The 15,270-nt window shown below is 60.2% G+C and carries 16 protein-coding genes; 14 read left to right on the forward strand and 2 right to left on the reverse strand.

All coding sequences use genetic code 11. The annotated features are described in order from the left end of the window. Positions 1–19: 19 nt before the first annotated feature. A complete protein-coding gene (locus AC245Y_RS05795) occupies positions 20–2,095 on the reverse strand; it encodes a lytic transglycosylase domain-containing protein (RefSeq protein WP_017993486.1) in 2,076 nt (691 codons plus the stop codon). Between the two features lie 214 nt (positions 2,096–2,309). Between AC245Y_RS05795 and dapA the strand changes: the two genes are divergently transcribed. Then, the gene (gene dapA, locus AC245Y_RS05800) at positions 2,310–3,194 is read left to right on the forward strand and encodes a 4-hydroxy-tetrahydrodipicolinate synthase (protein ID WP_017993487.1); all 885 of its coding nucleotides are present in this window, start codon (positions 2,310–2,312) and stop codon (positions 3,192–3,194) included. A gap of 102 nt (positions 3,195–3,296) precedes the next feature. Continuing rightward, positions 3,297–3,776: an SsrA-binding protein SmpB gene (smpB, locus tag AC245Y_RS05805; protein ID WP_003558077.1), complete on the forward strand. Its 480-nt coding sequence runs from the start codon at positions 3,297–3,299 to the stop codon at positions 3,774–3,776. Positions 3,777–3,844: 68 nt separating this feature from the next. On the opposite strand, the gene AC245Y_RS05810 is transcribed toward smpB, so the two are convergent. Next, on the reverse strand, positions 3,845–4,426 hold the full coding sequence (locus tag AC245Y_RS05810) for a LabA-like NYN domain-containing protein (protein WP_012756783.1): 582 nt from the start codon (positions 4,424–4,426) through the stop codon (positions 3,845–3,847). 297 nt (positions 4,427–4,723) lie between these two features. Between AC245Y_RS05810 and rpoZ the strand changes: the two genes are divergently transcribed. The 12 genes from rpoZ (at position 4,724) to AC245Y_RS05870 (ending at position 15,257) form a co-directional block, all read left to right on the forward strand. After that, positions 4,724–5,128 (forward strand): DNA-directed RNA polymerase subunit omega, encoded by a 405-nt coding sequence (gene rpoZ, locus AC245Y_RS05815; protein WP_003558080.1) that lies wholly within the window; start codon positions 4,724–4,726, stop codon positions 5,126–5,128. Positions 5,129–5,332: 204 nt separating this feature from the next. Next, the gene (locus tag AC245Y_RS05820; RefSeq protein WP_012756784.1) at positions 5,333–7,567 is read left to right on the forward strand and encodes a RelA/SpoT family protein; all 2,235 of its coding nucleotides are present in this window, start codon (positions 5,333–5,335) and stop codon (positions 7,565–7,567) included. Between the two features lie 193 nt (positions 7,568–7,760). Next, positions 7,761–7,910 (forward strand): DUF3563 family protein, encoded by a 150-nt coding sequence (locus AC245Y_RS05825; RefSeq protein WP_012756785.1) that lies wholly within the window; start codon positions 7,761–7,763, stop codon positions 7,908–7,910. A 160-nt stretch (positions 7,911–8,070) separates the two neighbouring features. After that, positions 8,071–8,661 (forward strand): DUF2062 domain-containing protein, encoded by a 591-nt coding sequence (locus AC245Y_RS05830; RefSeq protein ID WP_017993490.1) that lies wholly within the window; start codon positions 8,071–8,073, stop codon positions 8,659–8,661. Between the two features lie 38 nt (positions 8,662–8,699). Continuing rightward, positions 8,700–9,104, forward strand: a complete 405-nt coding sequence (gene acpS / locus AC245Y_RS05835; protein WP_012756787.1) for a holo-ACP synthase — start codon at positions 8,700–8,702, stop codon at positions 9,102–9,104. A gap of 157 nt (positions 9,105–9,261) precedes the next feature. After that, positions 9,262–10,005: a signal peptidase I gene (gene lepB, locus AC245Y_RS05840; protein ID WP_012756788.1), complete on the forward strand. Its 744-nt coding sequence runs from the start codon at positions 9,262–9,264 to the stop codon at positions 10,003–10,005. Further along, the gene (rnc, locus tag AC245Y_RS05845) at positions 10,002–10,721 is read left to right on the forward strand and encodes a ribonuclease III (RefSeq protein WP_003546941.1); all 720 of its coding nucleotides are present in this window, start codon (positions 10,002–10,004) and stop codon (positions 10,719–10,721) included. The genes lepB and rnc overlap by 4 nt, the downstream gene beginning before the upstream one ends. 7 nt (positions 10,722–10,728) lie before the next feature. Continuing rightward, positions 10,729–11,670 carry a GTPase Era gene (era, locus tag AC245Y_RS05850; protein WP_012756789.1) on the forward strand — a complete coding sequence of 314 codons (942 nt, stop codon included), beginning with the start codon at positions 10,729–10,731 and terminating at the stop codon, positions 11,668–11,670. A gap of 150 nt (positions 11,671–11,820) precedes the next feature. Beyond that, a complete protein-coding gene (locus AC245Y_RS05855; RefSeq protein WP_012756790.1) occupies positions 11,821–12,573 on the forward strand; it encodes a Crp/Fnr family transcriptional regulator in 753 nt (250 codons plus the stop codon). A gap of 208 nt (positions 12,574–12,781) precedes the next feature. Further along, on the forward strand, positions 12,782–13,267 hold the full coding sequence (locus tag AC245Y_RS05860) for a response regulator (protein ID WP_012756791.1): 486 nt from the start codon (positions 12,782–12,784) through the stop codon (positions 13,265–13,267). Between the two features lie 121 nt (positions 13,268–13,388). Then, positions 13,389–14,159 (forward strand): DNA repair protein RecO, encoded by a 771-nt coding sequence (gene recO, locus AC245Y_RS05865; RefSeq protein ID WP_012756792.1) that lies wholly within the window; start codon positions 13,389–13,391, stop codon positions 14,157–14,159. Between the two features lie 102 nt (positions 14,160–14,261). Then, complete coding sequence (locus AC245Y_RS05870; protein WP_012756793.1) at positions 14,262–15,257, forward strand: aldo/keto reductase; 996 nt, start codon at positions 14,262–14,264, stop codon at positions 15,255–15,257. The last annotated feature ends 13 nt before the right edge of the window (positions 15,258–15,270 follow it).

Raw genomic sequence — 15,270 nt, forward strand, 5'->3', positions numbered from 1 at the left:
CGAGCCGCGCCAAACGGCTTCAGGAGGCGCTGCGTCCGCCGATCAGGTCGCGCTCGATATCGGTGGACTGGCCGAGACGGGCTTTATAAACTTCGTAATTCTCCATCACCCGCTGCACGTAGTTGCGCGTTTCGGGGAAGGGGATGCGTTCGATCCAGTCGACGATCTCGTCGATCGGCCTGCCGCGCGGATCGCCGTAACGGCCGATCCACTCCGGCACCCGCTTCGGCCCGGCATTATAGGCGATGAAGGTGAGGATATAGGAGCCGCCGAAGGCATCGATCTGCTCACCGAGATAATGCGCGCCGAGTGTCGCGTTATAGCCGGCATCGGCCGTCAGCTTGTCCTTGGAAAAGGCGATGTTGTGGCGCTTGGCCACCGCCTGGGCTGTCCCCGGCAGAAGCTGCAGCAGGCCGCGCGCGTTCGCCGCCGAAACGGCGGCCGGGTTGAAGGCGCTTTCCTGCCGGGCGATGGCATAGGCGAGTGCCTTGCCGGAACCTGTTATATTGGCGTTCGCCGGGATCACGCCGACCGGAAAGGCAAGCGCTGCGACATCGATGCCGCGCCCATAGGCGATCTTGCCGATCTGCAGCGAGAGATGATGATCGCCGGATTGCTCGGCCCGTGCTGCAAGGACGGCCAATTCGCCGGGGCTTTGCAGTTGGTCGGCGAGCGCGAGATAGAGAATGGCGGCTCGCCATCCATGGCCGGCGGCCTCCAGTCGGGCGATCGCCTGCACGGCTTCGCGTGCCTGGAAGCGCTGCCGGTCGGCCGTGCTCGGTGCGGGATAGGTGACATCAAGCGTCTTTCGCCCCAGCCTTTCGGCCGCGAGCTGGCCATAGAAGGTGCCGGGAAAATTCGCCGCCTTCGCATAGAATTCGCTGGATTTGCCGGGGCCTCCGGCCTCCGCTGCTCGTCCCAGCCAATACCAGGCGCGTGAAACCGAGATCGGCCCGTTTGATGTCTGGAGGATCTTGCGGAAGTGTCTTTCCGCCGTTTCCGGGTCCTGCAGGCCGCGAAGTGCGTACCATCCGGCATGGAATTCAGCCTCGACGATATCCGTCGGGCTCGTTGCCGCGTAGTTTGCGACGATGCGATAGGCAGGCTTGAATTGTCCCTGGTCGACGAGGCCACGGCTGACGATGCGCTGCTCGTTCCACCATTCGCCGGAATTGACGAGTTCGCTGCGCTCGGGCGGCATCTGCTCCAGAAGCGCTGCCGCCTCGGCATATTTGTCCTGCCTGCGCAGATACTCGATCCGCGCAAACAGCAGGCCGGCATCGCCCCGCCATTTTGCATCGACGGCGTTGAGCAGCGCGCCGGCATTGCCGGCTTTGGCGTCAACGGCAGCCCAGGCCGTATAGAGCGACTGGGCCTGGCCCATGTCGCCGAAGCGCTTGGCCTGCGCCACCCGGCCGCGATACATCAGATAGTCCATCCGCGCCTTGTGGTCGGCAGGCGTCAACAGCGCGGAAAACTCGATGAGGATCTTGTCCTCGGTCGCCTTGTCGAGAGCCTCCTCGCGCCAGACCTTGCGGATATATTTTGCCGCCTGCGCCTGCTTACCTGACGCAACCAGCGCCCGGCCGAGAATGACGGCGCCCTGCATCGTCTCAGGCGCGGTATCGCCGAAGGCGGCGAGCACGGCGGGAGGGGCGGGATTTTCGTCATAGATCGCGCGTTCGGAATAGGAACGCAGCCGCGAAAGACCCGGCCAGCCCTTGAGTTCCTGTGCGGCGCTGGCGATTTCATAGGAGGGAACGCCCTTCAATCCGGAAACGGCGATCGCCCAGGTGAGGATATGGCGGTCGAGCGTCTCGTCGCGCATGCGGTCGCGGATCGAAAGCGCCAGCTGCGGGTCTTTGTCGGAAAGCGCATCGAGGCCGGCTTTCAGGTCGCCATTGACAGGCGCGATGGCCGGATTGCGCGGGATGGCGCCCGTTGTAATCGATTCCGGTATGGCTGTCTCGGGAATGAAGCCAAGCGGCTTGACGGCAGGCATGGAAGCGCTCTCGCCGGGAAGCGGCGACGCAACACTGCTCCACGCGGCGGCAATGAAGCCGAAGGCGGACAGAATCAGGACAGCTTTCTTCATCCGGGATCTCGCAACGAAAACACGCCCTGCCATTTGGCTAGAGGCATCTTAACGAAACCTTACCGTACCAGGTAAAATTCATTCACATCTGCTATCGGAATTTGCCCTAAACCGAACTCTGCGCGCTTGTCGCGATGATTTCGGCGCTCTATGGTGCGCAACTCTTATTCATGGAATGCGGCCGAAGCAAGGATTTGGTCGTGAGGAGCTTTGCATGTTCAATGGGTCCATTCCCGCCCTCGTCACCCCCTTCACGGATGCCGGACTGATCGACGAAGACAGCTTCGCCGCTCATGTCGACTGGCAGATCAAGGAAGGCAGCGGTGGTCTCGTTCCGGTCGGCACGACAGGCGAATCCCCGACGCTGTCGCATGCCGAGCACAAACGGGTGGTCGAACTGTGCATCGAAGTTGCCGCAAAACGCGTTCCCGTCATGGCCGGCGCCGGCTCGAACAATACACGTGAGGCGATCGAGCTTGCCCAGCATGCCGAAAAGGTCGGTGCGAACGCCGTTCTGGTCGTCACGCCCTATTACAACAAGCCGACGCAGAAGGGTTTGATCGCCCATTTTTCGGCGATCGCCGAGGCCGTCGATCTGCCGATCTATATCTACAATATCCCCGGCCGCTCGGTGGTCGACATGACGCCGGAAACGATGGGTGCGCTCGCCAAGGCGCACAAAAATATCGTCGGCGTCAAGGATGCGACGGGCAAGATCGAGCGCGTCTCCGAGCAGCGCATCACCTGCGGCGCGGATTTCAGACAATTATCCGGCGAGGATGCGACGGCGCTCGGCTTCAACGCCCATGGCGGTGTCGGCTGTATTTCGGTAGCGGCCAATGTCGCCCCGCGCCTTTGCGCCGACTTCCAGGCGGCAACGCTGGCAGGCGACTATGCCCGCGCCCTGGAATATCAGGATCGGCTGATGCCGCTCCACAAGGCGATCTTCCTTGAGCCGGGTCTTTGCGGCGCCAAATACGGGCTCTCCAAACTTGGCCGGATGAGCCGCAACGTTCGTTCGCCCCTGCTTTCGACGCTGGAGCCGGCAACGGAATCGGCGATTGACGCCGCGATGCGCCATGCAGGCCTGTTGAACTGACGAGACCGGCCGTCTTCACAAGACGGGGTCTCTCCCTTACATAGAGGGCAAGGAATGAGGGCGCGGCTTTTCGCGCTCTAAAAAAGCAATTGGAATATCGTCATGGCCCCCAAAGGCAGCCAGCGCGTGGTGAACAAGATCGTGGCCGAAAACCGCAAGGCCCGCTTCAACTACGAGATCATCGATACTTACGAGGCGGGCATCGTGCTGATGGGCACGGAGGTCAAGTCGCTGCGCGAAGGCAAGGCCAATATCGCCGAATCCTACGCCTCGGATGAGGGCGGTGAGATCTGGCTGATCAATTCCTATCTGCCGGAATATCTGCAGGCCAACCGCTTCAATCACGAGCCGCGCCGGCGCCGCAAGCTGCTGCTGTCGGGCCGTGAAATCCATCGTCTGCGCTCTGCCATCAACCGCGAAGGCATGACGCTGATCCCGCTGAAGATCTATTTCAACGATCGCGGTCGGGCGAAGATGGAACTGGCGCTCGCCAAGGGTAAGAAATTGCACGACAAGCGCGAATCCGAGAAGGAGCGCGATTGGAACCGGCAGAAGAGCCGCCTGCTGAAGGCTCATGGCTGACCGCGCTGCCGTGGTTTATGATCACGTCCTGATCGTCGCGGCCAATCCGGTTCGGGATGATGGCGAGATCAATCCTCGAGATCGCTGACCGGGGCGACTTCGACCGGGCGTGGCGCCCGCTCGGAGGGGTCGCGACCGATTTCAGCCTTCAGAGATAAGAGATCGATGAAATGATCGGCCTGACGGCGCAGGTCGTCGGCAATCATCGGCGGCTGGGTCGCCATGGTCGAGATCACCGAGACCTTGCGGCCTCTGCGCTGCAACGCCTCGACCAGGTTCGTGAAATCACCGTCGCCCGAGAAGATGACGAGATGATCGACCGTTTCGGACTGTTCCATGGCGTCGATCGCAAGCTCGATGTCCATGTTGCCCTTGATCTTTCGGCGGCCCATGGAATCCGTGAATTCCTTGGCGGGCTTGGTGACGACTTTGTAGCCGTTGTAGTCGAGCCAGTCGATCAGCGGCCGGATCGATGAATATTCCTGATCTTCGATCAGAGCGGTATAATAATACGCGCGCAGCAAATATCCGCGTTTCTGGAACGCTTTCAAGAGCTTGCGGTAATCGATGTCAAAGCCGAGGCTCTTGGATGCAGCGTAGAGATTGGCGCCGTCAATGAAGAGTGCAATTTTTTCGCGTGGGTCAAACATCGCTTACCAATCCAATGAGAGCAATCGAAATCCGCATGGGACAAACTTAAATAAAAACAATAGCTTGTGTTTCGATTTCGATCCGGTCCTTACTTTATGAATTATTCATATATGAAAGATTTAGGGCACGATTCGACATATTCCAAGCAACCTTCGGTGGAATTATGACATTCTCCATGGGAATCTAGCTCAGCCGCGGATAAAGACGAGGGGAGCCGGAATGAAAAACTTGTATTTGCCCGGTTTTAATTGTATCGGGCGTGTTAATCCCGAAATGACGACCGTAAAGGACAGGCAATGGCCCGTGTCACAGTTGAAGATTGCATCGACAAGGTGGAGAACCGCTTCGAGCTGGTTCTGCTCGCCAGCCACCGCGCCCGGCTGATTTCCCAGGGTGCCTCGATCACCATCGATCGCGACAACGACAAGAACCCTGTGGTGGCCCTGCGCGAAATTGCCGATGAGACGCTTTCGCCGGATGACCTCAAGGAAGATCTGATCCATTCGCTGCAGAAGCATGTCGAAGTCGACGAGCCCGAACCCGATCCGGCAAGCATGATCGCCGCCGGCGGTGTCGCCGCAGCCGACAGCGAAGAGCAGGACGACGTGCCGGAGACGATCACTTTCGACCAGATGTCGGAAGAAGAGCTGCTCGCCGGCATCGAAGGCCTGGTGCCGCCGGAAAAGAGCGACGACTACTAAGCGCGTCTGCCGGATCCTCTGTCGCATTGCATCAATGCGATCGCCCGGTCGCGCTGATGCGATCCGGAAAAAGCTGCATGCGATGCAAAAGAGCGACGATTACCAATCGTCAATCTTGCACCTTTATTGCTTAGGCATATTATTGCCCATGTGTGCGCCAATCGTTGATTGGCGCGCTTTTATTTTTATCGGAGTGGCTTTGGAATGATGCGGCAGTACGAGCTCGTGGAGCGGGTTCAGCAATACAAGCCCGATGCCAATGAAGCACTGCTGAACAAGGCCTATGTTTATGCCATGCAGAAACATGGCCAGCAAAAGCGCGCGAGCGGCGATCCCTATATTTCCCATCCGCTCGAGGTCGCCGCCATCCTCACCGACATGCACCTCGATGAATCGACGATCGCGGTCGCTCTGCTGCACGATACCATCGAGGATACGACGGCGACGCGCGCCGAAATCGATGAACTCTTCGGCGAGGATATCGGCCGCCTGGTCGAGGGTCTGACCAAGATCAAGAAGCTCGATCTCGTCACCAAAAAGGCCAAGCAGGCGGAAAACCTGCGCAAGCTGCTGCTCGCCATTTCCGACGATGTGCGCGTGCTGCTCGTCAAGCTTGCCGACCGCCTGCACAATATGCGCACCCTCGATCACATGTCGGCCGACAAGCGTGCCCGCATCTCCGAGGAGACGATGGAAATCTATGCGCCGCTCGCTGGCCGCATGGGCATGCAGGACATGCGCGAGGAACTCGAAGAGCTCTCCTTCCGGCATATGAACCCGGAAGCCTACGAGACCGTCACCAAAAGGCTGGAAGAGCTTTCGAAGCGCAACGAGGGCATCGTCAAGAAGATCGAGGCTGAGCTACGCGACCTTTTGGTCGCAAGCGGCCTGACGAGCGCCTACGTCAAGGGCCGGCAGAAGAAGCCCTATTCGGTCTTCCGCAAGATGCAGTCGAAGTCGCTTTCCTTCGAGCAGCTTTCCGATGTCTACGGCTTCCGCCTGATCGTCGAGGACATACCCTCCTGTTACCGGGCGCTCGGCATCGTCCACACGCGCTGGCGCGTCGTGCCCGGCCGCTTCAAGGACTATATCTCGACGCCGAAGCAGAACGACTACCGTTCGCTGCACACCACCATCGTCGGTCCTTCCAGCCAGCGCATCGAACTGCAGATCCGCACCAAGCGCATGCACGAAATCGCCGAATTCGGCATCGCCGCCCACACGCTATATAAGGACGGCGCCACCAATGCCGATGGCGACATCCTTTCTCGCGAATCCAATGCCTATTCCTGGCTGCGCCATACGATCGAGGCGCTGGCCGAGGGCGACAGCCCGGAAGAATTCCTCGAGCACACCAAGCTCGAGCTGTTCCAGGACCAGGTCTTCTGCTTCACGCCGAAGGGCAAGCTGATTGCCTTGCCGCGTGGCGCCACCCCGATCGATTTCGCCTATGCGGTGCACACCAATATCGGCGATACCACGGTGGGCGCCAAGATCAACGGCCGCATCATGCCGCTGGTGACGCGGCTTGCGAATGGCGACGAGGTCGAGATCATCCGCTCCGGCGTGCAGGTTCCGCCGGCCGCCTGGGAGGAGATCGTCGTGACCGGCAAGGCGCGCGCCGCCATCCGTCGCGCCACCCGCATGGCGATCCGCAAGCAATATGCCGGCCTCGGCCACCGCATTCTCGAGCGCACCTTCAACAGGGCCGGCAAGATTTTCTCGCGCGAGGCGATGAAGCCGGCGCTGCACCGTCTCGGCCAGAAGGATGTCGAGGATGCGATCGCCGCTGTCGGCCGCGGCGAAATGTCTTCGCTCGACGTGCTGCGCGCCGTCTATCCTGATCATCAGGACGAGCGCGTCACCGTGAAGCCCTCCGGCGATGACGGCTGGTTCAACGTCCGCAGCGCCGCCGGCATGATCTTCAAGATCCCCGGCAAGACCAAGGCAGGGCACGACGGCGGCCATTCGGAAATCGACGCCGATGCCGATATCGGGCCGATCCGCGGCCTGTCCGGCAATGTCGACGTCAAGTTCGCGCCGACCGGTGCCGTGCCCGGCGATCGCATCGTCGGCATCATGGACCAGGGCAAGGGCATCACCATCTATCCGATCCAGTCGCCGAGCCTGCAGCGCTTCGACGATCAGCCCGACCGCTGGATCGACGTCCGCTGGGATCTCGACGAAGCCAATAAGTCGCGTTTCATGGCGCGCATCATGGTGAATGGGCTGAATGAACCCGGCACGCTTGCCAAGGTCGCCCAGACGGTGGCAGGCATCGACGTCAATATCCGCTTGCTGAACACGGTGCGGGTGGCGGCCGATTTCACCGAAATGATGCTCGAGGTCGAGGTCTGGGACCTGCGTCAGCTCAACCAGCTGCTCGCCCAGATGAAGGAACTGGATTGCATCGCCACGGTCCGGCGGCTCTACGAGTAAGTTTTTATTAAGCCCTCAGGGATTTGAGCGAAAAATTGCACATTTTATGGTCGTTTTAGGATCGGAATGGCGCATCAAAAAGGCGAGTAATGCAGTGAGTGCATGGCTGTCTCCATGTTGCGGTGGTGGTAATTAACCTCTGCTGGGCCTATCTTCTGGTCATCGAAACGTAAACAGAAGATGAGACAACGTAATGTTTGACCCTATTAAGAAATTCGCTCGTGCCTTTCGCGCTCCGACCACGCAGGAACGTGAAATGGCATATTTGGATGGCTCGTTCGACCGTATCGACCTCGAGTTTCGTCAGCGCCAGGTCGATCGCGGTCTGTTCCGTAATCGCTGATACCAAACTTATACTTGAGACGAGTGAGGGACGTTATGCATAACGGACGCCCCTCGGCATGAAGAAGCTCCTCTTCACAGAGAGAAATGAGGGGCGGATTTTCGAGCGGTATCATTTGCCGCTCTTGTCATGGTGGTGTGCACTGCACTAAATACCGGCCATGTTGTTTCGCCGTCGCAAACCTGCGGGATTCAAGGAAAAGATGCGGGAGCTTTTGTGGCCCCGCAAGGGTTTCCTTCGCCCGATCCGTTACCTGACAATGCGCGTCCTGCGCCTGAGCGCTTCGCCGCATGCGGTTGCCGCCGGCGTCGCTGCGGGTGTCTTCGTCTCGTGGACGCCTTTCATCGGCGTGCATTTCGTCATGGCTTTCGTCATCACCTATTTCCTCTCCGGTAGCATGGTGGCCGCCGCCCTCGGCTGCGCCGCCTTCGGCAATCCGCTGACCTATCCCTTTATCTGGGGGATCACCTGGGAGATCGGACATTTGCTGTTGAGCCGTAAGGATCAACTGGCCGGTCAGACGCTGGATCTCGCCGCCCTTTTCCACAAGCTGAACTTCACTGAGCTATGGAGGCCGGTGCTGGAGCCGATGCTGGTCGGCGCCATCCCGCCGGCGATCGTCACTTCCGTTGCGCTCTATGCGCTGACGTTCTACACCGCCAGGGGTTTTCAGACGCGCCGGCATATACGGTTGATGGAGCGGGCGCGCCTGCGCCTTGCCGTTCCAGCCGGCAACATGCCGAGCGTATGAACCCGATCAAGAATTCTTAAGCGACGGAAGGCTCCGGCATGATCATCGGCATTGGCAGCGATCTGATCGACATTCGCCGTGTCGAGAAATCCATCGAGCGCTTCGGTGAGCGTTTCACCCATCGTTGCTTCACCGAGATCGAGCGCGCCCGTTCCGACAAGCGGGCAAACCGTGCCGCATCCTATGCCAAGCGTTTTGCCGCCAAGGAGGCCTGTTCCAAGGCGCTCGGCACCGGCATAGCGCAGGGCGTCTTCTGGAAGGACATGGGCGTCGTCAACCTGCCGAGCGGCAAGCCGACCATGCTTTTATCGGGCGGCGCCGCGCTGATCCTCGAATCACTGCTGCCCGTGGGCCACAGGCCCGCCATTCATTTGACAATAACGGATGATTATCCCTTGGCGCAGGCCTTCGTCATTATCGAGGCGTTGCCCGAGAGCCTCTGATCGTGACCTCGGGAGCGTTGATCGCGACCTCGGGCGCTGTTGATCGCGACCTCTCGTCGCTTTTGATGTTGTCGCCATTGCCGCAACCGGTCGAAGCCGCTAGAGAGAACGACAGAAAGAATTGCGCCGCCGCGGCGTCTTGAAGGAATAAGACTGCGTGTCCGAAAAAGTCGAAGCCAAGCCGAACGCCCTCTGGGAAAATATCAAAGTCATCATCCAGGCGCTGATTCTGGCGATGGTGATCCGAACGGTGCTGTTCCAGCCCTTTACCATTCCGTCCGGTTCGATGATGCCGACGCTGCTGGTCGGCGACTACATCTTCGTCAACAAGTTCGCTTACGGCTATTCGAAATATTCGCTGCCCTTCTCGCCAGATGTTTTCAGCGGCCGCCTGTTCGGCGCCGATCCGAAGCGTGGCGACATCGTCGTCTTCCGTTTCCCGCCGAACCCCGAAATCGACTATATCAAGCGCTGCATCGGCCTGCCCGGCGACCGTATCCAGGTTACCGACGGCGTGCTCTACGTCAACGGCAAGCCGGTTCCGAAGGTGGCGGACGGTGCGTTCACTTCGGATTACAAGCTCGACCCGGGCGAGGACGTGCCGGTGTTCCGCGAAACGCTCGACGACGGCAAGTCCTACGACACGCTCGATCAGTCGCCGGTGTCGCGTGGCGATAACACCCGCGAATTCATCGTGCCGGAAGGCCATTATTTCATGATGGGCGACAACCGCGACAACTCGCTCGACAGCCGCTTCGACGTCGGCTTCGTGCCTGCCGAAAATCTTGTCGGCCGTGCCAGCGTCATCTTCTTCTCGCTCGGCAACGACACCTCCTTCCGCGAAATCTGGAAGTGGCCGACGAACATGCGTTGGGACCGCCTCTTCAAGGTTGTTGAATGAGTAAGGCGCAGACGCTTTCTGCGGCGGACCGCGCAAAGCTTGAAGCCCTGATCGGTCATGACTTCGCTGAAAAGGAACGCCTGGATCGCGCGCTGACCCATGCCAGCGCCCGCACCGAAAAGGGCGGCAATTACGAACGGCTGGAATTCCTCGGCGACAGGGTCCTTGGGCTCTGCATCGCCGAGCTTCTGTTCCGCACCTTCGGCACAGCAGGAGAAGGCGAGCTCTCGGTTCGCCTCAACCAGCTCGTCAGCGCCGAAACCTGTGCCGCGGTCGCCGATGAACTCAATCTTCATCTCTATATCCGCACCGGCGCCGATGTGAAGAAACTGACCGGCAAGCGGATGATGAACGTGCGCGCCGACGTCGTCGAAAGCCTGATCGCCGCGATCTATCTCGACGGCGGCCTCGAAGTCGCCCGCCGGTTCATTCTGCGTTACTGGCAGGGCAGGGCGGTGCGGGCCGATGGCGCCAAGCGCGACGCCAAGACCGAGCTGCAGGAGTGGTCGCATGCGAAATTCGGCGTCACGCCGATCTACCGGGTTGATGAACGCAGCGGACCGGATCATGATCCACGCTTCAAGGTGACGGTGGAAGTTGCTGGCATTAAGCCCGAAACCGGCGTAGAGCGGTCGAAGCGTGCCGCTGAACAGGTCGCGGCAACGAAGATGCTTGAGCGCGAAGGCATTTGGCAGCAATCTCCTGCCGGAAACTGACGGGACAATGACACAAGAAGAAGAGATCGCGGCCGAAGCTGCCGCAGAAACCAATGGTCCGACGCATTCGGGCTTTGTCGCGCTTATCGGGCCGACCAATGCCGGCAAGTCGACGCTGGTGAACCGCCTCGTCGGCGCCAAGGTCTCGATCGTCAGCCATAAGGTGCAGACGACGCGGGCCATCGTCCGCGGCATCGCGATCCATGACAATGCCCAGATCGTCTTCATGGATACGCCTGGTATCTTCAAGCCGCGCCGCCGGCTTGACCGCGCGATGGTGACCTCGGCCTGGGGCGGTGCGAGGGATGCCGATCTGATCGTGCTGCTGATCGACAGCGAGCGCGGCCTGCGCGGCGATGCGGAAGCCATCCTCGAAGGCCTCAAGGAAGTCCGGCAGCCGAAGATCCTGCTGCTCAACAAGATCGACCGCGTCAACCGCGAGGATCTGCTGGCACTGGCCGCTGCCGCCAACGAGAAGATCGCTTTCGAGCGCACCTTCATGATCTCCGCCGAAAACGGCTCCGGCTGCGACGACCTCATGGACTATCTGGCGAAAACGCTGCCGGAGGGGCCGTGGTACTATCCGGAAGACCAGATCTCCGATCTGCCGATGCGCCAGCTCGCCGCCGAGATTACCCGCGAGAAGCTGTTTCTGCGCCTGCACCAGGAGCTTCCCTATGCCTCGCATGTCGAAACGGAGACGTGGGAAGAGCGCAAGGACGGCTCGGTGCGGATCGAGCAGGTGATCTATCTCGAGCGTGACAGCCAGAAGAAGATCGCGCTCGGCAAGGGTGGTGAAACCATCAAGGCGATCTCGACTGCATCGCGCAAGGAATTGTCGCAGATCCTCGAACAGCCGGTCCATCTCTTCCTGTTCGTCAAAGTTCGCGAAAATTGGGGTGATGATCCCGAGCGGTTCCGCGAAATGGGTCTCGATTTCCCGAAATAAGCATGGCAAGGATTTCGCCGGGTTGGCGCCAGCCCTTTGTTTCCGCATAAAAAATCCGCCTCGCTCATGGAACAAATCCATGCTTTGCGCATTCCTTGATGAACGGCGCGCCAATGTTGGCGCGCCGATTTTGCGACGGCGGGGGCAAGTATGGCGACGTCGAGACCCATCAATTCTTTCAAGACCCCTTGCGAGCAATGTCCTTTGCGGCCCCTGCCGCATTTCAGGGAATTCAGCCGTGACGAGCTGGAATTCGTTTCGAGCTTCAAGAGGGGTGAGCTTGCCGTCGATGCCGGCTCCACCATCCTCGTCGAGGGCGCACATAGTGCTCACCTCTTCACGGTGCTTGCCGGCTGGGGCTTCCGCTACAAGATGCTGGAGGACGGGCGCCGCCAAATTCTGAACTATATCATGCCGGGCGACCTGGTCGGTCTGCAGGGAACGATTGCCGGTGAAATGCAGCATTCCGTCGAAGCGCTTTCGCCCGTGTCCCTTTGTGTCTTCGAGCGTGACAGGCTGATGACGCTCTACAACAAGCACGCCTCGCTCGCCTTCGACATCACCTGGATCGCCGCGCGCGAGGAGCGCATCCTGGATGAGCATCTCCTGAGTATCGGCCGCCGCACGGCGCTGGAAAGAGCAGCCTACCTGATCGCTTTCCTGTTCGAGCGCGGCCGGAAGCTCAATATCTTCAACGGCCGCAAATTCATCCCCATCACCCAGCAGCACATTGCCGACACGCTCGGCCTTTCCATCGTTCATACCAACAAGACCTTGAAAAAGCTCAGCGAACGTGGGTTGATCCGCTGGCAGGAGCGCGGCTGCGAGGTGCTGAACGGCGAGGAGTTGATGGCGATCGCCGGCTGGGAAGGGCTCGGAGAGGGCAAGCGCCCCTTCATCTAAAGCGCGTTGCGATCTTTCAGATTCGCGCCTCGCGCTTTAGGTCTTTGTTTTGCGCATGCCGCTGTCGCAAAACCGCTGCACACTTTTGCGCGACATGCCTGGCCAAGCAGCTTGGTTATGTCTTTTTTAAATGCAGATTAGCAGCAGGCAAAATAAGCTCGGCCGTCGTCTTTCCTCCGATTTTGATTCTTATCGACCGGGCAGAAAAATGGTTTATTCAGAAAAGGTGGCGGAATTCACTGATAGCGTGCCATGCGGGGCACCGGAGGGCAATGATGTTGGCGAAACGGCCGGGGCGCTGCGACAGGCGCCCGACGAGGGGCATCGAATCATGAGCGCAATCCGTGTTCTGGTTCTTGAAGACAGTTTGATCATCGCGATGGAGGCGGAGGATATTCTGCGCCTGGCCGGCGTCGAGAGCATCGATATCGTCGGCAGTTTGGAACAGGCGAGGGCTGCCATCGCTGCGGAGAAATATGATTTCGCCCTTCTTGACGTCAATCTCGGCGAGGGCATGAGTTTCGGATTTGCCCGCCATCTTCTCGATATCGGCATCCCTTTCGGCTTCGTCAGCGGCTATTCCGATACCGGCGATTTCCCGCCTGACCTGCAGCACATACCGCTTCTGGTGAAGCCGTTCGACGAAACGGCGATGCGGGAATTCCTGCAGAGGCTTTTCCCGGCTGTCGCCTGAAGGGGTCCATGACGGAAGCCAGGCCTTGCATTGCAGCGCGTCTTTTCAGACGCGCAAAGGACGCTGTAACGCGTTGAATTATGCAGTAGGATGGATTCGTCAGCCGTAAGGACTTCTTTCGATGCAGTGGCAGGACCATGCGATCATTCTGGGCGTCAAACGCCACGGGGAGACGAGCGTCATCGTCGAGGTGATGACGCGTGATCGTGGCCGCCATCTCGGCCTGGTGCGCTCCGGACGCTCGCGCGCCATGCAGCCGGTGCTGCAGGCGGGCAATGCCGTGGAAGTCATCTGGCGTGCCCGGCTTGACGAGCATCTGGGCGAATTTCGCGTTGAGCCGGTGACGCTGCGCGCTGCCCGGCTGATGGAAACGGCGACCGCCGTCTACGGTGTCCAGGCGATGGGTGCGCTGCTGCGGCTGCTGCCGGAGCGTGATCCGCATCCGCACCTCTTCGATGCGCTTGAGGTCATCCTCGATCACCTGCATAACCCGGCCGATGCTGGCGAACTCTTCGTGCGTTTCGAGCTTGCGGTGCTGAATGATCTCGGCTTCGGCCTCGATCTTGCCGAATGCGCCGCGACGGGCGCCCGTTCCGATCTCGTCTATGTCTCGCCGAAATCCGGCCGCGCCGTCAGCCGCGCTGCTGGTGCGCCCTGGGCGGACAAGATGCTGCTCCTGCCGCCGTTCCTCCGCATCGAAGGCAATCATGCGGCCGACTTCGAAAGTCTCTCAGCCGCATTCCGTCTGACAGGGTTCTTTCTGCATCGCCATGTCTACGAGCCGCGCGGGATCGAAGCCGTAGCAGCCCGCGACGGCTTCGTTCAGGCGGCACTCAAGGCGCTTAATCCAACCCCACGGACGCTTTCTGGTCCGAACGGTGTTTCCGCCTGACCTCCGTTTTTTACCGGTGCAAAACATCCTCCGGATTTGGCGGTTTACCCGCTCATGAGCGCCTCCTATGTCTTCACAGGACTGCCAATCAAGGAGGATCTCATGCTGACCAAGCCCGCATCATCGACAACGATCACGCTCTGGAATGGCCGCGAAATACCGCGTCTCGGCATGGGATGCTGGGCGATCGGCGGTCCCTTCTTCGCCGGCGACACGCCGCTAGGCTGGGGTGATGTCGACGACGATGAATCCGTGGAAGCGATCCACCGCGCCATCGAACTCGGCATCCGCTTCTTCGACACGGCCTCGAACTACGGCGCTGGCCACTCGGAGGAAGTGCTCGGTCGGGCGATCGGCAATCGCGACGATATCGTCATCGCCACCAAGTTCGGCTTCGCCACCGATCCGGAAACCAAGCAGGCAACCGGCGCCTTCGCCGATGAGGCCTTCATCCGCCGTTCGGTCGAGACCTCGCTGCGCCGCCTCGAGCGCGATCGTCTCGATCTCCTGCAGTTCCACCTCAATGATTTTCCGCTGGAACAGTCGGATGCCGTCTTCGATACGCTGGAGGCGCTGCGCGCCGAAGGCAAGATCGATGCGTTCGGCTGGAGCACCGATTTTCCCGATCGTGCCGCCCGTCATACCAGCCGCCAGGGGTACGTCTCGATCCAGCATACGATGAATGTTTTCGAACCGGTGCCGGAGATGATCTCGGTGATCGAGGGGAAAGGCCTGATGTCAATCAATCGCGGTCCGCTGGCGATGGGGCTGCTGACCGGCAAGTTCACCGCCGACAAGGCAGTGGGCGCCAAGGATGTCCGTGGGGCGGCCCTCGACTGGATGGTCTATTTCAAGGACGGGCGTATTGCCCCGGAATTCGCCGCACGGCTCGATGCCGTCCGCGATCTCCTGACATCAGGCGGCCGCACGCTGACGCAGGGCGCGCTTGCCTGGCTCTGGGCACGCTCGCCGCGCACCCTTCCCATTCCGGGCTTCCGCACTGTTGCCCAGGTGGAGGAAAATGCCGGCGCGTTGGAAAAAGGACCGTTGCCGGCCGATATCATGGCGGGCATCGATGCCGCGCTCGATCGCGTGTGATGCTCTAACTCTT

Source organism: Rhizobium sp. SRDI943 (genome assembly GCF_057653695.1).